Origin of the sequence: Bradyrhizobium sp. 2TAF36, from assembly GCF_052114925.1 — a bacterium.
Taxonomy (GTDB): domain Bacteria; phylum Pseudomonadota; class Alphaproteobacteria; order Rhizobiales; family Xanthobacteraceae; genus Bradyrhizobium; species Bradyrhizobium barranii.
The window spans coordinates 18,079-36,115 of the sequence record NZ_JBFRFR010000034.1; the positions used below are offsets into that span (position 1 = coordinate 18,079).

Annotated in this window: 24 protein-coding genes, 1 tRNA gene and 1 pseudogene; 17 read left to right on the plus strand and 9 right to left on the minus strand. The window is 63.0% G+C overall.

What is annotated here, in order from left to right; genetic code table 11:
* Positions 1-177: 177 nt before the first annotated feature.
* On the minus strand, positions 178-597 hold the full coding sequence (locus tag AB4Z51_RS20640) for a VOC family protein (protein WP_441497868.1): 420 nt from the start codon (positions 595-597) through the stop codon (positions 178-180).
* A 121-nt stretch (positions 598-718) separates the two neighbouring features.
* On the opposite strand from AB4Z51_RS20640, the gene AB4Z51_RS20645 reads away from it, so the two are divergent.
* From AB4Z51_RS20645 to AB4Z51_RS20670, 6 genes and pseudogenes are all read left to right on the plus strand, one after another.
* Positions 719-1,693 (plus strand): Bug family tripartite tricarboxylate transporter substrate binding protein, encoded by a 975-nt coding sequence (locus AB4Z51_RS20645; RefSeq protein WP_071908968.1) that lies wholly within the window; start codon positions 719-721, stop codon positions 1,691-1,693.
* Between the two features lie 149 nt (positions 1,694-1,842).
* Positions 1,843-2,121: a DUF3551 domain-containing protein gene (locus tag AB4Z51_RS20650; protein ID WP_247305812.1), complete on the plus strand. Its 279-nt coding sequence runs from the start codon at positions 1,843-1,845 to the stop codon at positions 2,119-2,121.
* A 114-nt stretch (positions 2,122-2,235) separates the two neighbouring features.
* Positions 2,236-2,499, plus strand: a complete 264-nt coding sequence (locus tag AB4Z51_RS20655; protein WP_063980087.1) for a DUF3551 domain-containing protein — start codon at positions 2,236-2,238, stop codon at positions 2,497-2,499.
* 100 nt (positions 2,500-2,599) lie between these two features.
* Positions 2,600-3,076, plus strand: coding sequence for an ArsR/SmtB family transcription factor (locus tag AB4Z51_RS20660; protein ID WP_063980086.1), 477 nt, complete (start codon positions 2,600-2,602; stop codon positions 3,074-3,076).
* Positions 3,077-3,087: 11 nt separating this feature from the next.
* Positions 3,088-3,420 (plus strand): annotated as a pseudogene (locus AB4Z51_RS20665) (SRPBCC family protein); the annotation flags it as partial.
* 16 nt (positions 3,421-3,436) lie between these two features.
* Positions 3,437-4,171, plus strand: coding sequence for a DUF899 domain-containing protein (locus AB4Z51_RS20670; RefSeq protein WP_441497869.1), 735 nt, complete (start codon positions 3,437-3,439; stop codon positions 4,169-4,171).
* A 217-nt stretch (positions 4,172-4,388) separates the two neighbouring features.
* Here AB4Z51_RS20670 and AB4Z51_RS20675 read toward each other — a convergent pair whose 3' ends face one another.
* Entirely contained in the window at positions 4,389-5,633 is a 1,245-nt protein-coding gene (locus tag AB4Z51_RS20675; RefSeq protein ID WP_441497870.1) for a S1C family serine protease, read from the minus strand.
* A 192-nt stretch (positions 5,634-5,825) separates the two neighbouring features.
* Here AB4Z51_RS20675 and AB4Z51_RS20680 point away from each other — a divergent pair, with 192 nt between their 5' ends.
* The 5 genes from AB4Z51_RS20680 (at position 5,826) to AB4Z51_RS20700 (ending at position 8,797) form a co-directional block, all read left to right on the plus strand.
* The gene (locus AB4Z51_RS20680) at positions 5,826-6,443 is read left to right on the plus strand and encodes a hypothetical protein (protein WP_028155350.1); all 618 of its coding nucleotides are present in this window, start codon (positions 5,826-5,828) and stop codon (positions 6,441-6,443) included.
* The gene (locus tag AB4Z51_RS20685; protein WP_063985952.1) at positions 6,430-6,804 is read left to right on the plus strand and encodes a winged helix-turn-helix domain-containing protein; all 375 of its coding nucleotides are present in this window, start codon (positions 6,430-6,432) and stop codon (positions 6,802-6,804) included. Before AB4Z51_RS20680 ends, AB4Z51_RS20685 begins: the two co-directional genes overlap by 14 nt.
* A 29-nt stretch (positions 6,805-6,833) precedes the next feature.
* Entirely contained in the window at positions 6,834-7,574 is a 741-nt protein-coding gene (locus AB4Z51_RS20690) for a di-trans,poly-cis-decaprenylcistransferase (RefSeq protein ID WP_441497871.1), read from the plus strand.
* A 121-nt stretch (positions 7,575-7,695) separates the two neighbouring features.
* Positions 7,696-8,232, plus strand: a complete 537-nt coding sequence (locus AB4Z51_RS20695; protein WP_166347665.1) for a GNAT family N-acetyltransferase — start codon at positions 7,696-7,698, stop codon at positions 8,230-8,232.
* A 76-nt stretch (positions 8,233-8,308) separates the two neighbouring features.
* On the plus strand, positions 8,309-8,797 hold the full coding sequence (locus AB4Z51_RS20700) for a Crp/Fnr family transcriptional regulator (RefSeq protein ID WP_166347668.1): 489 nt from the start codon (positions 8,309-8,311) through the stop codon (positions 8,795-8,797).
* On the opposite strand, the gene AB4Z51_RS20705 is transcribed toward AB4Z51_RS20700, so the two are convergent.
* Complete coding sequence (locus AB4Z51_RS20705; RefSeq protein WP_166347671.1) at positions 8,736-9,563, minus strand: metallophosphoesterase family protein; 828 nt, start codon at positions 9,561-9,563, stop codon at positions 8,736-8,738. The genes AB4Z51_RS20700 and AB4Z51_RS20705 overlap by 62 nt on opposite strands.
* A 212-nt stretch (positions 9,564-9,775) precedes the next feature.
* On the opposite strand from AB4Z51_RS20705, the gene AB4Z51_RS20710 reads away from it, so the two are divergent.
* From AB4Z51_RS20710 to AB4Z51_RS20720, 3 genes are all read left to right on the plus strand, one after another.
* Positions 9,776-10,465, plus strand: a complete 690-nt coding sequence (locus tag AB4Z51_RS20710) for a DNA-3-methyladenine glycosylase I (RefSeq protein WP_166347674.1) — start codon at positions 9,776-9,778, stop codon at positions 10,463-10,465.
* A 25-nt stretch (positions 10,466-10,490) separates the two neighbouring features.
* Complete coding sequence (locus tag AB4Z51_RS20715) at positions 10,491-10,784, plus strand: DUF1330 domain-containing protein (protein WP_166347677.1); 294 nt, start codon at positions 10,491-10,493, stop codon at positions 10,782-10,784.
* A 205-nt stretch (positions 10,785-10,989) separates the two neighbouring features.
* Positions 10,990-11,283, plus strand: a complete 294-nt coding sequence (locus AB4Z51_RS20720; RefSeq protein WP_166347680.1) for a hypothetical protein — start codon at positions 10,990-10,992, stop codon at positions 11,281-11,283.
* 123 nt (positions 11,284-11,406) lie between these two features.
* Here AB4Z51_RS20720 and dinB read toward each other — a convergent pair whose 3' ends face one another.
* The gene (gene dinB, locus AB4Z51_RS20725; RefSeq protein WP_166347683.1) at positions 11,407-12,507 is read right to left on the minus strand and encodes a DNA polymerase IV; all 1,101 of its coding nucleotides are present in this window, start codon (positions 12,505-12,507) and stop codon (positions 11,407-11,409) included.
* 43 nt (positions 12,508-12,550) lie between these two features.
* Between dinB and AB4Z51_RS20730 the strand changes: the two genes are divergently transcribed.
* Complete coding sequence (locus AB4Z51_RS20730) at positions 12,551-12,994, plus strand: TspO/MBR family protein (protein ID WP_175627419.1); 444 nt, start codon at positions 12,551-12,553, stop codon at positions 12,992-12,994.
* A 94-nt stretch (positions 12,995-13,088) separates the two neighbouring features.
* On the plus strand, positions 13,089-13,298 hold the full coding sequence (locus AB4Z51_RS20735; RefSeq protein ID WP_014491045.1) for a hypothetical protein: 210 nt from the start codon (positions 13,089-13,091) through the stop codon (positions 13,296-13,298).
* A gap of 36 nt (positions 13,299-13,334) precedes the next feature.
* Here the strand turns inward: AB4Z51_RS20735 and AB4Z51_RS20740 are convergent, their stop codons facing one another.
* The 5 genes from AB4Z51_RS20740 to AB4Z51_RS20760 form a co-directional block, all read right to left on the minus strand.
* Positions 13,335-14,267, minus strand: coding sequence for a ferritin-like domain-containing protein (locus AB4Z51_RS20740; RefSeq protein ID WP_166347686.1), 933 nt, complete (start codon positions 14,265-14,267; stop codon positions 13,335-13,337).
* A gap of 466 nt (positions 14,268-14,733) precedes the next feature.
* Positions 14,734-14,810: transfer RNA gene (locus AB4Z51_RS20745), tRNA-Arg, on the minus strand.
* A 103-nt stretch (positions 14,811-14,913) separates the two neighbouring features.
* On the minus strand, positions 14,914-15,633 hold the full coding sequence (locus AB4Z51_RS20750) for a metallophosphoesterase family protein (RefSeq protein ID WP_441497872.1): 720 nt from the start codon (positions 15,631-15,633) through the stop codon (positions 14,914-14,916).
* Positions 15,634-15,658: 25 nt separating this feature from the next.
* Entirely contained in the window at positions 15,659-16,594 is a 936-nt protein-coding gene (locus tag AB4Z51_RS20755) for a hypothetical protein (protein ID WP_441497873.1), read from the minus strand.
* Positions 16,572-17,714: an MBL fold metallo-hydrolase gene (locus tag AB4Z51_RS20760; RefSeq protein WP_441497896.1), complete on the minus strand. Its 1,143-nt coding sequence runs from the start codon at positions 17,712-17,714 to the stop codon at positions 16,572-16,574. Before AB4Z51_RS20760 ends, AB4Z51_RS20755 begins: the two co-directional genes overlap by 23 nt.
* On the opposite strand from AB4Z51_RS20760, the gene AB4Z51_RS20765 reads away from it, so the two are divergent.
* Positions 17,607-18,023: a hypothetical protein gene (locus AB4Z51_RS20765; RefSeq protein ID WP_441497899.1), complete on the plus strand. Its 417-nt coding sequence runs from the start codon at positions 17,607-17,609 to the stop codon at positions 18,021-18,023. The two genes, AB4Z51_RS20760 and AB4Z51_RS20765, sit on opposite strands and share 108 nt — an antisense overlap.
* Positions 18,024-18,037: the final 14 nt, after the last annotated feature.

Consider the following 18,037-nt stretch of genomic DNA (forward strand, 5'->3'; position numbering starts at 1 on the left):
GCGTCTTCCTGCCATCGGATGGCGCGGGGAGCAAATCGGGGGAGGTGTAGCGCCCGCTCTCTCCATTGTCATTGCGAGCGCAGCGAAGCAATCCAGACTGTCTCCGCCGGGGGCAGTCTGGATTGCTTCGTCGCAAGGGCTCCTCGCAATGACGGCGCTTGGACCGGCAGCGCGGCCCTATCGACCACCGTCCTCGTACGACGAAATCTCGATCAGACTGCCATCGGGATCCCGGCAATAGACCGAGCGTAGCGTGCCGCGGGCGCCCTGCTTGGGAACCGGGCCTTCCTCGATCGCGACGCCTTGTGCCGTCAAATGCGCCACCACCTCGTCGGGCGCGGCAGAGGTGAGGAAACACAGATCCTCGCTGCCGGCGGTCTGATGGTCCGCGGTGAACCACTCCACCTTGTCGGCATCGCGCGGCCGGACATTGATCTTCTGGTTACCGAATTGCAACGAAGTCCGCGGCGCTTTGCCGCCGCCGGGGTCGAACACCTTGACTTCCATGCCGAGAATCCTGCGGTACCACTCGGCGGTCACTGCGACGTCGGCGACGTTGATGACGAGATGATCGAGGGCTTCGACCTTGACCGGCACGCCTTATCCTTTCGTCGTGATGCGCCGGGCGCACTTTCCGCCTGCGGCAAGCTTTGTTACAACCGCGTCGACTTTGAAGCCATCTGGCTTTCAAGAACAACACGTTGGGAGAACCCTTGAGATGATCACTCGCCGTACCGCGCTGGGCCTGCTCGCAGCCAGTCCGCTTGCAGCCACCCCGCTGTCGAAGGCCCTTGCCGCCGACTATCCGGCCCGGCCCGTGAAATGGGTGGTCGGCTATCCGCCGGGCGGAGCCACCGACATCCTGGCGCGGCTGATCGGTCAGCGGCTGTCGGAACGGCTCGGCCAGCAATTCGTCATCGAGAACAAGCCGGGCGCCGGCAACAATATCGGCACCGAATCGGTCGTCAATGCCGAGCCCGACGGCTACACGCTGCAACTGGTCAATCCGGCCAACTTCATCAACGCTTCGCTCTACACCAACCTCAAATTCAACTTCGTGCGCGATATCGCGCCGGTCGCCTCGTTCCAGCGGGTGCCGAACGTGATGACCGTCAACAAGGACGTTCCGGCCAAGAACGTCGCCGAGTTCATCGAATATGTGAAGGCCAATCCCGGCAAGGTGAACATGGCTTCGTCCGGCAACGGCACCTCGGTGCATCTGTCCGGCGAGATGTTCATGGCGCTGACCGGCTGCAAGATGCAGCACGTGCCCTATCGCGGCGCGGCGCCGGCGATCACCGACATGCTCGGCGGCCAGGTGCAGGTGATCTTCGACAACATGCCCTCGATCATCCAGCACATCCGCTCCGGCTCGCTTCGCGCGATCGGCGTCACCACCACGGAGCGCTCGCCGCAGCTGCCCGACGTGCAGGCGATCGCCGAGACCGTGAAGGACTACGAGGCCAGCGCGCTGTTCGGCATGGGCGCGCCGAAGAACACGCCCAAGGAGATCATCGCCAAGCTCAACAATGAGATCAATACGCTCATGAAGGAGCCCGACATGACCAAGCGACTGGTCGAACTCGGCGGCGAGCCGCGGGTGCAGACGCCGGAGGCGTTCGGCGAGGAGATCAAGGCCGAGACCGAGAAGTGGAAGAAGGTCGTCGAGTTCGCCGGCCTGAAGGTCGAGTAGCGATCTTGTGATCCCTGAGATTGGAGCCCTGCCGCCTGGCAGGGCTTTTTTCTTGCGTACTTCGTTCCGTTGATCTGGAATAAAACGGCGCGGCGAAACCTGATGATACATGGCGCGTATCTCGCCCTGTGAAGAGAGGAGTCTGGATCATGCGCAAGACGCAATTGGCGCTGCTGACGCTGGGCGCGACGGTCCTTGCCGGCTTCGTCACCGTCACGCCCGCGGCGGCCCGCGACTATCCCTGGTGCGCCCAGGGCGGCGAGTATGACTATCCCGGCGAATGTGCCTACAGCACCTATGAGCAATGCCAGGCCAGCGTCTCCGGCCGCTTGCTGTACTGCGGGCCCAATCCGCTTGTGGCCTATGGCCAGGCGCCGCAGCCGCAACCTCGGCCGCACCGTCGCGCGCGGCCCGTCGCACCGTACTAGCCGCGCGCATTGCGCAGCCGCGTATTTTTGCGCGATCGCTCCGGAATAAACCGGCTCCGCGAGCCTTTCACTCTGTGAGGTCGGATGTCGCGCGGCGAACATGGGAGGTCGGTCATGGGCAAGGCGCAATTTGTGCTGGGCACCATAGTCCTTGTGTGGCTCGCTGGCGGGAGCCCGGCGCGCGCGGACTATGATTACGCGTGGTGCATTCAGAACTCGGAATACGGCTATCCCGGCGACTGCTCCTATCAGACCCGCGAGCAGTGTCAGATGAGCGCGTCGGGCCGCAAGGGATATTGCGCGCAAAATCCTGCCCAGGTGGCCGTACGGCCTCCGCTTCAGCCGTCACTACGCGGTCGGTACGTTCGTCCGTACTAGTCGCGCCTCACACTGAGCACTGCCTGATCACGCAGTCGTGCAGATCCGGACGCGCGGGTTCCTGCTTGACGCCTTCTCGTTCACGTTTATACTAAACCAAATGGTTAAGTATAGAGACGAGACGCTCGACCGGACCTTTGCGGCGCTGTCCGATCCGACGCGGCGTGCCCTTCTCGCGCGGCTCGGCGAGCGGGACGGCCTGTCGGTGAGCGAGCTGGCCGCGCCGTTTCCGGTCTCGCTGCCGGCGATCATGAAGCATCTCGACGTGCTCACGGATGCGGGCCTGATCGTGCGGGAGAAGACCGGACGCACGGTGTCCTGCCGGCTCACCGCGCAGCCGATGGAGCAGGCGATGAACTGGCTCAATCGCTACGCGCAGTTCTGGTCCGAGAAGTTCGACCGCCTCGCCACCTTCGTGGAGGACAAGACATGGCCAACGCAGCCGTCAACGCCGATCCCCGCACAGCCGAACGTCCAAGCGAGCGTCCAAACGAACGTCCAAGCCTCACGCTCACGCGCCGGCTCCGCGCACGGCCGGAGAAAGTCTACGCCGCCTGGACGCAAGCCGCGCAGCTAGTCCAGTGGTTCGGGCCGCCGAACATGAAGCCGGCGACGCTGGACGCCGAGCTCGATGTACGTACCGGTGGCCGCTACCGCATCAGCTTCACCGGTGACGACGGCGAATATTTCGAGGCCGGCGGCATCTATCGCGAGGTCGTGCCGAACGAGCGGCTGGTGTTCACCTGGGCCTGGCATTCGACGCCGGAGCGCGAATCGCTGGTGACGATCACGCTGAAGCCGGATAGCGCCGGCACGCTGATGATCTTCCATCACGCCCAGTTCTTCGACGAAACCGCACGCGACAATCACCAGCGCGGCTGGAGCTCGTGCCTCGACAAGCTCGACGCCTTCGTCGCCTGACACCAAGGAGGATACCGTGCAGCAACATCAGATCGTCTCGCGCGAGCAATGGATCGCGGCCCGCAAGGCCCACCTGGCGCATGAGAAGGAGCTCAGCCAGGCCCGGGAGCGCCTCGCCGAGCAGCGCCGCGCGCTGCCCTGGGTGAAGGTCGACAAGAACTACGTGTTCGACGGACCGAACGGCAAGGTGACGCTCGGCGATCTCTTCGGGGGCCGCCCGCAACTCGTGGTGCAGCATGTGATGTTCGCACCCGACTGGGAGGCCGCGTGCAAGAGCTGCTCGTTCTGGGCCGACGGTCTCGATCGCATGGTGCCGCACCTCGCCGCGCGCGACACCTCCACGGTTGCGATCTCACTGGCACCTAGCGCCAAGCTCGAGGCCTTCAAGAAGCGGATGGGCTGGACCTTCGACTGGGTCTCGTCAGGGAGCAACGACTTCAACTACGACTACGAGGTCTCGTTCACGCGCGAGCAGATCGACAAGGGCGTGTCGAAATACAATTTCGGCACCACGCCGTTCTACGGTCCGGAGCTGCCCGGTATCAGCGTGTTCTACCGCAACGAGGCCGGCGAGATCTTCCATACCTATTCATGCTTCGCCCGCGGTCTCGACATGATGAACGCGGCCTATCAATATCTCGACCTCACCCCGCTCGGTCGTCACGAGGACGGCCTGCCCTATCCGATGGACTGGGTCCGCCTGCGCGACCAGTACGAGCCGCAGGCGAAGGGAGCGTGCTGCCACGGGTGAGACGGCGGGTGCCCTGTGCCCACACCAACGGTGTCATCGCCCGGCTTGACCGGGCGATCCAGTACTCCGAGACGGTCGTGTCGAATCTAGAAGCCGCGGCGTACTGGATGCCCCGCTCGCCGCCGACGCTGAAGCTTCGGCGCCCCTAGACTGAAGCCCCGGCAAAGCCTTGGCGTAGCCGGGTCGCGGGGCATGACAGCGGAGGCTGAAGCGCAGTCTACCGCTTGGCGTCGGCCTGCTCCGTGCCGTTGCACGAGATCAGCATCGTGTACGGCCGCGCGTTGCCGGCGATGTCGGTGGTCTTGAGCTCGCCCTTCGGTTCGGCGGTCTGGTAGGGCACCACGGAATTGTCGAGGAAGTCGCGCAGCATGCCGGTCTTGATGGCGAAGTTGATGTTCTCCGGAATGTTGCCGGTCGCAGCGACGATGCGCAGTGCGGGGATCTTTGCGGTGACCACGCCCACGATCTGACCGGTGGTGTCGAACAGCGGGCCGCCGCTATTGCCGGGCTGCACCGGCGCGCTGATTTGCAGGAAACGCGTGTCGTTGCGCATGCCGCTGAGCGAGCTCGCGATACCGGTCGTCACGGTGAAGTCCGACGTGAGCAAGCCATGGAAGGGAAAGCCGATTACGATGACGGAATCGCCGGAGCGGATCGAGCGATCGCGGATCCGCGCAAAGTCCTTGAATGTCGTCGTCGACGGCGCCTGCAACAAAGCGAGATCGTTGTTGACGTCGCTCGACACGACGCGCAGCACCATCGCGGCCTCACCGGTGAGGTTGCCCTTGATGTCGCCGACACAGCCGTCGATCACATGGTTGTTGGTGACGACGTGGCCGTTCGCACTGACCACGAAGCCGGTGCCGGTCTTGGCCCTGGCAACTTTGCCGCCGGCCGGCGGCGCCTGCTTGTCCGGCGCAGGCTGCGGCTTGGCGGCGACCTTGGTGAAGTCGCCGGCCTTGTCGAGCCCGTCGGCTTTCACCTTGGTCACGCAATTGGCCAATGCGGCGATCACCGGCCCGGTCGAGGTCAGATCGAAATTCAGAACGGCGCGGCCGGCTGTCGCCACCATCAGGCTCGCCTTCTGAAACGTGCGCACAACATTGACCGGCATGATGGCCGTGAGCATGTTGGGCTGGTACGCCGTGGCGAACAGCCTGGCTTGCTCCTGCCCGTCAAAGGTCACGTCGATCGCGGCGTTCTCGCCCTTGTTGAAGCGGTAGCTGGGACTCGCAAAGGCGAGTGACCATGTGCCGGCTGCATTTTGGCTCACGACGAGGATGACGCCGTTCGCATAAGGCGTCGTCGCGGCGCAATGGGAGAAAGCGCCCGTCTCGTCATTGCTGAAGGCGCCGCCGATCCAGTTGCCGACATTGACGCTGCCGAATGGTCCTTTCGCATGGGCAGCTCCGACGACACTCGCCTGCAAAAGCGATGCAACGACAAACGACTTAAGCCACATACCATCCCCCCATAATGCTTTTCGATCCATCTTATCCGCGGGAGGATACGCAGTGCAATCGGCAGTTGTTTGTCCGGACAGGACCTCCTCGCCGGGCTTGCCTTTACTTTGCGGTGCTATATACTTTGCAATACAAAGTAGCGGGGCGGGCGGTCCCGGACAATTGGGCGGAGCGGGGTTTTGGCGTTGCCAATGCGCGATCTCGACAAGGCACTGGCCGACATCGTGGCGATCCGCAACCAGATTGCGGCGGGCACGGCGTTCCGCGGTTATGGCCCGGCGACGATCGCTGCGACGGGCGCCGTCGCGCTTCTTACCGCAATCCTCCAATTCTGGCTGCTCGGCGATCCCACAAGCGAGCCGGTCGGCTTCTTCTTCGGCTGGTTCATGGCCGCGGTGCTCTCCGTTCTGATGATCGGCATCGAGATGCGCGCGCGCTCGCGCCGTCATCATTCCGGCCTGGCCGATGCCATGATCCATCAGGCGGTCGAGCAGTTCCTGCCCGCGGGCGTCGCCGGCGTGCTGCTCGCGGTGGTGATGTGGAAGTTCGCGAGCGAGACGCTGTGGCTGCTGCCCGGCCTGTGGCAGATCCTGGTGTCGCTCGGCATTTTCGCTTCCGTCCGCTCGCTGCCGCGCACCGTCGCGCTCGCCGGCGCCTGGTATTTCATTTCCGGCTTCGCGGTCGTGGTGCTCGCGAGCCGGACTCACACGCTATCGCCGTGGACCATGGGGCTGCCCTTCGTGATCGGGCAGTCGGTGATGGCGGGCATTCTGTATTTCGCGTCCGGAGACCATGATGTCGAAGACTGACAGCGCACCCTTTTCCTATGAAGGGCTCGACCGCGTTATCCACGAGAAGGCGAGGCTCGGGCTTCTGACCTCGCTGATGGCGCATCCGAAGGGCCTGGCATTCGCCGACCTCAAGCAGCTCTGCGGCCTCACCGACGGCAATCTCAGCCGGCATCTCGCCGTGCTCCAGGAGGCCGGCCTCGTCGAGGTGACCAAGGGCTATGAGGGCAACCGCCCGCACACGACCTGCCGCCTGACCAAGGCCGGCCGCCGCCGCTTCCTCGACTATCTCGCCGTGCTCGAGCGGCTGGTGCGCGACGCCGCCAAGGCCGCCGGCCGCGACGCGCCGCCGCTCGGCCGTCTCGGTATCATCTCGACCTGATCCCCCCTTTTTTGACCGGAGACTTTGCAATGCAAAGCGACATGACCTCTCGCAACGAGAAGCTTCACGTCGGCATCATCATGGACGGCAACGGCAGGTGGGCGACGCGCCGCGGCTTGTCGCGCCTGCGCGGCCACGAGGCCGGCGTGGAGGCGATCCGCCGCATCGTCGAGGCCGCACCCAAGCAGGGCATCGGGACGCTGACACTTTACGCCTTCTCCACCGACAATTGGCGACGGCCGAAAACCGAAGTCGCCGCGCTGATGACGTTGCTGCGCTTCTATCTCGCCAACGAGGTGCAGAGCCTCGCCAGGAACGGCGTGCGCCTCACTGTGATCGGCCGCCGCGACCGTCTGCCCGACGGCATCGCCAATGCGATCRCGCGCGCGGAGGACGCCACCGCGCAGGGCGGCACGCTTCACCTGCGCATCGCGGTCGACTATTCCGCGCGCGATGCCATCCTCAACGCCGCAGCGAAGGCGGCGGCACTGACGAGCCTCACCCGCGAAGCCTTCTCCCAGCTCGTCACCGGTGAAGCCGGCCTGCGCGACGTCGATCTCATCATCCGCACCTCCGGCGAGAAGCGGCTGTCGGACTTCCTGCTCTGGGAAGGCGCCTATGCCGAGCTGCACTTCACCGAGCGGATGTGGCCCGAATTCGACGCGGGCGATCTCTCCGCGGCGCTGGCGTCGTTCCACGGCCGCGAGCGCCGCTTCGGCGGCCTCCAAGCGATCATGCCCGACGAGGTGCCGTCACTCTCCCGTGTGTGATGCACGGCACGGGACAACGAGCTGTTCGTTTTCAGCCGCATGATTGGCAGTGGTGTCCAAGCCGCGGAAGCGCGGTCTCGGTTAGGTGTGCGGTCCACGCAACCTGCCGAGAGCATCACGCATGTCACAGCTGTTTCCGGGAGCCGTCGTCGAGCCGGTCGAACTGGTCGAAGCGAAGGGCATGGTCTGCATCAGGACCGCCAGCGTATCCGACGTCGAGAACCTGTCGGTCTATTTCACCGGCCTGTCCACGACGTCGCGCAACAAGCGCTTCATGGGCGCGCGTACCGACTTCGTCCTGGTCGCGGCCGAATGCGTGGCGAGGACGGGCCGGCCCGGTCATTTCACCCTGCTCGCCGAAGTCAGGCAGGATGGGCAGCACACCATCATCGGCGAAGCGAACTACGCCTATGATGCGCCTGCACGGCATGGCGAGTTTGCCATCTCGGTCGCCGATGCGTTCCGGCGCCTGGGCCTTGGCTTGCAGATGATGACCGCGATGGAGACGCGTGCGACCGATCTTGGCCACGAGATGATCGCCGCCGAGACTGCGCGGACAAATGCCGAGATGCGCGGTCTGGCAAAGAAGGCGGGCTTCCGGGATACCGGCCTCGGAGACTGGCAGTCGGTTCACCTCGCAAAGCGCTTGTCGCGATAGCCGTCCGCGCGTTGCCGCCTGGCACGGATCGTGCTCTAGTATCGCCTGGATTTCCCCAGCGATGGGAGCATCGGCGATGCGCGCAGTTCTGGATCATTGCACCGGCGGAACGGAGCGGCAGGTCAAGGCCGGCACGTCGGTCGTCACCGAGGGCGGCACCAGCAGCGGCCACCTCTACGTGCTCGTCGAGGGCAAGCTCGACGTTCTCAAGGGCGACACGGTGGTCGCGGCCATCACAGAGCCCGGCGCCGTGTTCGGCGAGATGTCCGTGCTGCTCGGGCTGCCGCACACCGCGACGGTGCGGGCCAGCTCGGATTCGGTCATCTATGAGTTCGAGGACGCGGCGTCATTCCTCATCCAGCGGCCCGAGGTCGCGCTGCTGCTCGCGCGCACGCTGGCGCAGCGGCTCAACGTCGCCAACACTTATCTGGCCGATCTCAAGCGGCAATATGCCGGCCACGGCACGCATCTCGCCATGGTCGGCGAGGTGCTCCAGAGCATGATCAACCTGCCACCGCTCGAGGTGTCGCCAGGCTCGGATCGGCAATCCGATCCAAGGATGTGAGCCAGTCCGGCGGCTCCTCGACGGTGTTTGCGGGCCGCTTCAGCGGCGCGCCGAGGTCGATCCACTGCGCCTCGCCCGCAGCCAGCCAGAACGCCTTGTCCGCAGCGAGATCCAGCACGATATGCGTGGGCGGCCGGCCCGGTTGCAGGCCGGCGTTGAAGACCCATGTTTGCCCGAGCCGGTCGAACCACGAGCCGTCGGCGATGAAGGGCGACTGGTGCACATGGCCCGAGATCACCATCGACGGCTGATACTGCATGATCCACTGCACCAGATCGACATCGCCGAAGAAGCGCTTGCCGCCCCAGCTCGTCGGTGAATTCGCCGGCGGCGCGTGATGGGCCCAGATCCAGCGCTGCGGACGGTTGGCGGCGGCGTCGCGCAGCTGCGCGACGATGCGCTGCTTGACCAGCGGGCCATCCCACCACGGGCACACCGTGAACAGCGTGTCGCCGATGGTGAGGCTGTCGCCGTCACAAATGATCCCGAGCTCCCGCACCTCCGAGATCCAGCGCGAGATCTTTTCACCCTCCGCATTGCGCTCGTCGAGGTCGTGATTGCCGGAGCAGAGGATCACGCGGGTCTGCGCCGCGAGCAACGCGAGGTATTTCTTCACCACCACGATCTGCGCGCGAAAATCCACCATCGAGCCGATGTCGAGTGCATCGCCGGCGAAGATCACGAGGTCGAACTGCGGCGCCGCGCTGGCCAGCCAGTCGAGCTGCGGCAGCGAGTAGTGCAAATCGGCCACGACCAGGCAACGCATTGAAAATCCATGGGCGGGTTTGAAAAGGTCTGGAAATTCCAAAACGTTATTTACAAAGCAAGAAGCAGACCAGAATGGCTGCTTTCTTCGTCAGGCCAATGGCCGGCCGCATGCTGCGGTGCATTGGCGTGCGCAAGTAGCCTGGCACCGCGGGGCTGGACCGTGTCATCGAATTCTGATGTCGTGGCGCATCCTCAAACGCCCGTATCCGCATGACCTCCTTCAAGACCATTCGTGCCCGCGCCGAGAAACGCAAGGGCGGCCCCAAGGCACTGGACAAGCTGATGCCCGAAAAGCCCGACCTGAAGGGGCTGGCCAAGCTCGGCGACGATCGCATCCTCGCCGAGATGACCAGGCGGGTGTTTTGCGCGGGTTTTGCCTGGAGCGTGATCGATTCGAAATGGGACGGATTTGAAGAGGTGTTCCTGCATTTCCAGCCGGCCAAGCTCACCTTCCAGCCCGAGGACTATTGGGAGGGCCTCTTGCGCGACGCGCGCATCGTGCGCAACGGCGCCAAAATCATGTCGGTGCGCGACAACGCGGCCTTCGTCCAGGAGATCGCGAAAGAGCACGGCAGCTTCGGCAAGTTTCTGGCGAAATGGCCGCCATCCAACGAGGTCGGCCTTCTCGATCTCCTCACCAAGCGCGGCAGCCGGCTCGGCGGCAACACCGGGCAGATGCTGCTGCGCTTCGTCGGCTGGGATGGTTTTGTCACCTCCAGGGATGTCGTCGCCTGCCTGCGCGATGCCGGCCTCGACATCGCCGAAGAGGTCAAATCAAAGGGCGATCTCGCAAAGGTGCAGGCACAGTTCAACGCGTGGGCCGAGGAGACCGGTCTGCCATACACATATCTGTCACGCATCTGCGCGCTCTCGGTTGGCGAGAACCGAGGCGAACACTAAGTCACGAGAAACCAGGAGAACAAAAATGGCAAAAGCCTATTGGGTTGCGACCTATCGCGCGATCAAGAGCCCCGACGCCATGGCGGCCTATGCCAAGCTGTCGCGTCCGGCCATCGAGGCCGCCGGTGGACGCGTGCTCGCGCGCGGGATGCCGGTTGCGGCCTACGAGCATGGCCTGATGGAACGCGTCGTTCTCATCGAGTTCGACAGCGTCGAGCGAGCCAAGGCGGCGTATGAAAGTCCCGCCTACAAGGCCGCTCACGACCTGCTCGGCGACGGTGCCGACCGCGACATCCGGATCGTCGAAGCCGTCGAATAGCGGCATCGACAGGCGGATCATGTGCATCGTGTGGCGATCCCGTGCCGTGAGCGCGGCAGATGAAACTCGCGATCACGAAATGCATTTTTCCGGAACATTCGTGCGCAACACCCGTTCGGGAATTTGAGCCAGGCGACACAGGCGCAGGGAACGCCCGTTTTGGCTCAACTCACTGAAACCCGGCACGACAGAAACGGAGCAGCGCATGAAGCTCACATCCGAACAGGTGAAGCAGACCGTCAACCAACTCGGCGCCCAGGTGCTGCCCGACGAACATCCCGCCATGCCGCAGCTCAACAGCATGTTCGGCGAACACACCTTCTTCGTCGACGAAACGGGCCTGAAGGTGCTCGAGCCGACGCCGTCGGTCAGCGCCGAGTGCCAGACCGGCGAAGTCGTCAGCCTCGCCGACTGGAGCGATGCCGACCTCACGCGCCTGATGGCCCATGAGCCGGAGCCGACGGGTGTGATCGTCGTGTTCGAGCATGTGAGGCATTGATTGGCCCGAGCGGATCGGCTTCTACGGGTGGCGGGTCTGAAAATCCCGCCACCTTCCATGACTGGTTTGGAGCCGCGCCGCGGACAAGGATCTCGCGTTCGCGGCGGGGCTTTCCAGGCTGGTTCAAATGCCGAAAGTCAGCTGCGGCTCCGCATCGTCGCCGTCCTGGAGGGCAGACAGCGATACCCCCAGGAGCCTGACGCGCTTGGGCAGCGGCATCTCGGCTTCGAGCAGGCCGCAGGCCAGCCGCTCCAGGTCGTCCCGGCCCGCAACCGGCGCTGTGACGGACCTGCCGCGCGTGATGATCTCGAAGTCGGCGAACTTGATCTTCAGGGTGACGGTGCGGCCGCGGTTGCCGGTCGTCTCGCAATGGCGCCAGACCTTGTCGACGAGCGGCTTGAGCTCGGCGGCCAGCGCGCCGTATTCGTCGAGGTCGGTCGAGAACGTCGTCTCCGCGCCGATCGACTTGCGAATGCGGTTAGCCCGGACCGGCCGCTCGTCGACGCCGCGTGAGATCCAGTAGTAATAGGCGCCCGACTTGCCGAAATTCGCATTCATGAACTCCAGCGTCTGGTTGCGGATATCGAGGCCGGTGAACAGGCCGAGCGCATTCATCTTCGCACTGGTCGCCGGGCCGATCCCGTGGAACTTGCCGACGGGCAGCGTCTCGACGAAGGCGGGTCCCATCTCCGGCGAGATCACGAACTGACCGTTGGGCTTGCGATGATCGGAGGCGAGCTTTGCAAGAAACTTGTTGTAGGAGATGCCCGCCGAAGCGTTGAGGCCGGTCTCGGCCTTGATCTTCTCACGGATCAGCAAGGCGACGTCGCGCGCCAACGGGATGCCTTGCAAATTCTCGGTCACGTCGAGATAGGCCTCGTCGAGCGACAATGGCTCGATGATTGGCGTGTGCTCGGCAAAGATGTCGCGGATCTGCCTGGAGATCGCCTTGTAGACCTCGAAGCGCGGCCTGACGAAGATCAGGTCGGGACATTGCCGCTTCGCGGTCACCGACGGCATCGCGGAGCGAACACCGAACTTGCGGGCCTCGTAGCTCGCGGCCGCGACGACGCCGCGTTCCGCGGAGCCGCCGACGGCGACCGGCTTGCCGCGCAGCTCCGGATTGTCGCGCTGCTCCACGGACGCATAGAAGGCATCCATGTCGATATGGATGATCTTGCGGACGGGCGAGACATCGCCAGTCACCGTGCCGGATTCGCTCATGGAACGATGATACAGTTGCCCGAAGAGAAGCGCGAGGTGATGGATGCTTCAGCTATTGGCCTTCGTCGTCGGTGTGGTCGGCATCGGCTGGCTGATCGGTGCGACCAATCTTCCGGGAGAATGGTATGCGGCCCTTGCCAAGCCGGGTTTCGTGCCGCCGAACTGGGCGTTCCCGGTGGCGTGGACTATCCTTTACATCATGATCGCGGTTGCGGGCTGGCGGACTTTTCGCCGTGAGCCGTCGGGTCGAGCGATGCAGGTCTGGGCCGCGCAGCTGGCGCTCAATTTCGTCTGGTCTCCGGCGATGTTCACGATGCACCAGATTGGAGCCGCGCTCGTCATACTCATTTGCCTGTTCGTTGCGATCGTGACCTACATCAGTATCGAGATGTCACGGGACAGGCTGGCCGCCGCGTTGTTCGTGCCTTACGCAGCCTGGGTCGCCTTTGCCGGCCTGCTCAATGCGGCCATCTGGCGCTTGAATTGAGGCGATTTGTCCAAGGCTCATCAAAGGGCAATCTCAGGCTTGTGAGTGGCGAGCCTAGGCACGCGTTCCTACATGGGAGCGCGGAGGACAGCCAATGCAATACAGCTCCGAGCTCATTCAGACCATGCGCCAGGCCCTCGAGACCGTGATGGCGAGCGTACCAGCCGATCAGTCGGTGTTCGGTCTGAAAGCCGCTGTCGCCGAATGCATTTTGAAGGCTGCCGCGCACGGTCATACGTCGTATGACGCCCTGGTGACGTCCGCCTCCGATCAGATCCAGTCGATCATCTCGATGCTGACGTGAGTGCTTGTTCTGGGAGGCCGGCGGCAGATCCGGAGTTCATGCCGACGGAGGCGCCCATAGGAACTCAGGACGAATGCCCTGCTGGATGAGGTCCGTGCCAAGCGACTGAAGTGTGAACATGGCGCCGATGCTGGGTCTTGTACCGCTTGTCCAGCAAGTTTGAAGGCCGATCAAGAGCTGCGACAGGGCCTGATTGAACGCAAGCGACGGACTCGGTGTGACGGTCGATTGCTGAAAATCGAACCAGGTCGGAAACGGGATTGGTGCTCCCGTAAAGCTCCAGTGGCCCGCCGCATCCTGCACCAGCGTTTTCTCGGTGTAGATTTCCTTGAAGACATAATAGTGGGCGAATGTTGCATTACCGGTTGGGGGTTGGTTAGGAGAGCCTTCCGTACCTTCACCTTCGGCCTTGATCAGCTGGATCGCCGCCTGCGCATCGGCGATGCTCTTGATCGGCGTTGCTTCCCCCGAATTGACCGCGAAGGCGCTGGCATTGATCGCGGGATTGACTGTGGTGAAACCCTCGGCGATCGCATCGTAGAAATCACCGATCGTCGCGGGTCCCGTTCTTGCGGCGAGCGCAACCGGTGGAAATTCCGGATACTCGATCTGCATGAAGACCTGAACTTGATCTGGCGTAAGCGGCTTCAGATCAACGGGCAACTTTTGCAGAATTTCTCCGGGCAGGACATTGGTCGGGTAGCTCGGAATGAAGGTCGCATTGGCAATGGATGGCACGCCGCCGATCGCGGTCAGCATGTTGCCTGCCAGGGCAAAGTGATACATCTCTTGCACCACAATGTCCTCAATCATACCGCCGACGCCGCCCGGGTCGCTGTTGATCGACCATTGCGCGCAAAGATAAGGCGGGATGGTGGAGAACTCCAATTGCATCGCGGTCTGGAGTGCGTCTTTCAGGTCGGAAAGCGTCGTAATGCGATCCTCGACGAACTGGGCGATGGTTTTCATCTGAAGCACCCCTCCCGACTTGGTTGATTGCGAAGCCCTGTTCCTGGCGCCGCCACTGGACTGACGTCGTCAAGCAGGTTCAGTGTTGGCTCATTGCTTGCGGGACGAGCGCTCCTGGGGTGATTCAGTCCGACAATAACCGGATATCGGTCTGCGACATCACGCCTACAACCGGACCTGCCCCGATGATCGCGACCAGAAACGTGCCGCGATCAGGCTCATTTTCCGCAACCCATGAACAATAGTACAATTTAAGGGTGCAATCAATTGCGCAATTGGTCAGAAATTTGTGACCGCTTTTCCATTCGATATGCTTAGCCGGACGCGCGCGCGACGTTGCGAAGGCCAGATTGCGAGCCGCAACATTTGATGGATGGTGCCGTCACAGCGTCAAAAGCCGGCACACAATCTCGGCCCCGCACACAGTCTCGGTAAAGAGTACAGTCTCGGTAAAGAGAAAGGAGACTGGCGCACCCGACACGATTCGAACGTGTGACCTTTGCCTTCGGAGGGCAACGCTCTATCCAGCTGAGCTACGGGTGCTAGTCGAGGTTCATTTAGCCGATTGGCGGGGGGTGGGCAACCTCCGCTTTGCCCGGGCCCGGACGCCCGGCATCGCCCAATTCCTGGTCTTATGCTTCGCTCTTCAATCCCGGAGGGCGGCCGGTCCCGAGATCTCGCCGGAATCGGTCACGAACATCAACGGGCCCGTCTCCGAGGTGGCGAACACGGCCGCCGTGAGCGGGCCGCCGAAGCAGGCGCCGGTATCGAGGTTCAATCGGTTGGCCCGCAGATCGGGTGTCCCGGTCCGGACCGGCGTATGGCCATGGACAACGAAAAGCCCGTGGTCTTGATCCGACGACAGGAAGGGTTCCCGGATCCACAGCAGGTCCCGCTCGGATTGTGACGCCAGCGGCACGTCCGGCCGTAGTCCAGCATGGACGAACAGCCGCCCATGCTCGATTCTCGTCAGCGGAAGCGCGCGTATCCAGTCGAGATGCTCGCTCGGCAGATCGGCGGGATCGTCGATCCCGTAGCTGTCGAGCGTCTGCTCGCCGCCGTTGCCCCACCAATTCATGAGGTCGCGGTCGGTGCGCTCCATGTCGGCCGCGCGAAGCAGCATCTCCTCATGGTTGCCCCGCAGACAGACGAAGGGGCAGTCCTGCTTCCCCTCGCTGGCGACGAGAAAATCCATCACCTCGCGGCTTTGGGGTCCCCGGTCGATATAGTCTCCGACAAGCACAAATTGCGCGCTCCGCTCGCCGCGAAGCTCCTCGCACGCGGCGAGCAGCGACGTCAGCTTGTCAAAGCAGCCGTGGATGTCGCCGATCGCGAAGGTGAGCAGTTCGTCTTCGGGAAGGGGCAAAGCCAGGTTTCTCTCTCGTGCCAACTCAGATGGTGAGACCCTTTGGCGTGCCTTTGAACCTGATCCGCTTCGGGCCCACGCCCACCTGCGCGAGCGATTCAATCACTCTGTCATTCAGCCTCTTGCCGCCCTCGTCCTTGCGATCGCGTTGATCCTCGGTAAAATTATAGACGAGCAGTCCGATATTGGCGCTGTTCACGTTGAGCTGCCCCCCCTCCGCAACGGCGCTGATCGCTCCAACTGCGCTGCGACGCCCGTTGCTCCATTCCGCCATCTTGGCCAGATTCTTCGCAACCCATCGATAGCTGTCATCGATCTCCGTCTTGTGAGCGTCGATCACCTTCTGATAGTCCTCGATCTGACCGACAATATCGCGATTTTCCAGCTCGGGGTTGCTGAACATCTTGGCCTCCCAGAACACCAGATCGACGCCGTTTGCCGTCGTTTCGAAGTTCGCCAGGTCCATGCGGGGGAGCTTCCGCTTGATACCGGGGATGCCCGAGGCGTTGATCGCAATCTCCACGTCGACGACGGAGAGATTGGACGTCGCGATCTCGTGGACGCCTTCCTTCTCCTGTCCGGAATAGGCCGATGCAGCCCTTTTGAGCTTCGCCAGCGTCTCTGCGCCTTCGTAGTCGCGCGTCAGCATCCTTTGCTCGGCCTTGCCGAAGGAGAACTTCCCCTCGACGAGCGAAATCTGATCCTTCAAGTCCGGATTCAGCAGATACTTTTCGTGCGTCGAGGCGGTCACTTTCCCGCCCTTGAATGACACTTTGAAGATGGATTGCCCCTGCCAATAGACGTTAAGGTATTCGTCCCGAATGCCGATGATGAGTGTGGGATCGGCGAGAACGTCTTTCCACCAGCCATCCTGCTGGGCGAGTGTCTCGAGTGCCTTGCGAAAGTCGTCGCCCCGGATTCCGCGTCTGAAGCTCATCTCATACCTCCCACCATTCGCCATCGCTGCGTCGCGTGACGTTGTCAAAATATCTGGAGAAACTGTCGCCTTCGAATGTGTGAACGGGCACCAGCCTGTCCGGCTGTATTGCGTTCGCGAGCCGCTTGAGATCCAGGATGCTGGCGTGGCCCGAGGTGTGGATGATCTCGATGGGAACGCCGCGTGTCGCGAGATCCACCTTCAGTCTGGCGCCAGGACCGTCCTTCAGATATCCGTCCCATTGCGACCAGATCGCTCTGGTGCCGGGCCAGAGATTTGCGGCCTCCACGTCGTGGGCCATTGCCGGACGAAACAGCATCACGGTGCGATCGGCGATCTCGGTGATGCGCTCGCGGTAGATCCGTGCGGATTTGTAGGGATCCAGCAGGTCGAAGCGCTTGTTCCTTGCGATCTGTCGCCGCTGATATTCCGGCACATAGACCGACAAATTGGGCCAGCCGGCGTTCGGCAAGCGCTCGTTGCCGGTGGCCCGCAATATCTCCATCGCATAGAGGTCCAGCAGCAGCGTCCGGCCGCTGCGCTTGCAGGCGCGATAGATACTGACGATGCGATCGATGTTCTGCGCGGACGCCGAGAGGATGACGAAGCCTGGCTGTTTAAAACTCTGGGTCAGCCTCGCCTCGATGTCGTCCTCCGTCGGGAATTGCGTGTGCTCGTCGAGACGGCCGACGCTCGACCCCTCCATCAGCATCGTGTCGATATCGCGGGGCGGATGGCTGACCAAACGTTCGAACAGACCGCCCTTGCGACCGTGCGCACGGATGTCGCCGCTGTAGAACAGACGCCGGCCGGCAGCCTGGATCAGCAGCGCATAGGCATCATAGGCCGAGTGATCGACAAGATAGGGCGTGATGCTGAACGGGCCGATCTGGAAGGTTCTGCGATCGTTCAGCTCGAATGAAACATTGGGCACGAAGGCGTTGGGCACGAAAGGAGCTGCCGCACACATGATGCGCGCGGTCGCAGCGCCCATGGCGAGGGGGACATTGGGTCTGCACAGGGGGAGCAAACCCCAATGATCGCCGTGTCCGTGCGACAGGACAACCGCACGCAGGGTTGGATCTTCGACGCGAAGCCCGGCCACAGGCGGGAGAAGATCGTCGGACGCGCCGTCGGCATCCAGCGGAAGGCCAAGGTCGAGCAGGATTCGCTCGCCCGCGGCCTCGAGCTCGATGCAGGTGCCACCAATTTGCTGCGTTCCGCGGTGGACACGTCCGCGAAACGAACCGGCTGCTTCGGTCATCAGCGGTTGGTCTTGGCGGCCGAGCCGGGTTCGGCCGTCACTCGCGACCAGGCGATGGCGTTTTTGGCGGAGGGGAGGGCACTGCGAGATGGACAGGGAAATTTCAAAGCGAATACGGCTCCAGGCAACGACTTATCTATATTCAAACGAGCGCCCGAGAAATTGCGGCTTTTCGAGAAGAAAATGTGAGTGTTGTTCCGGCG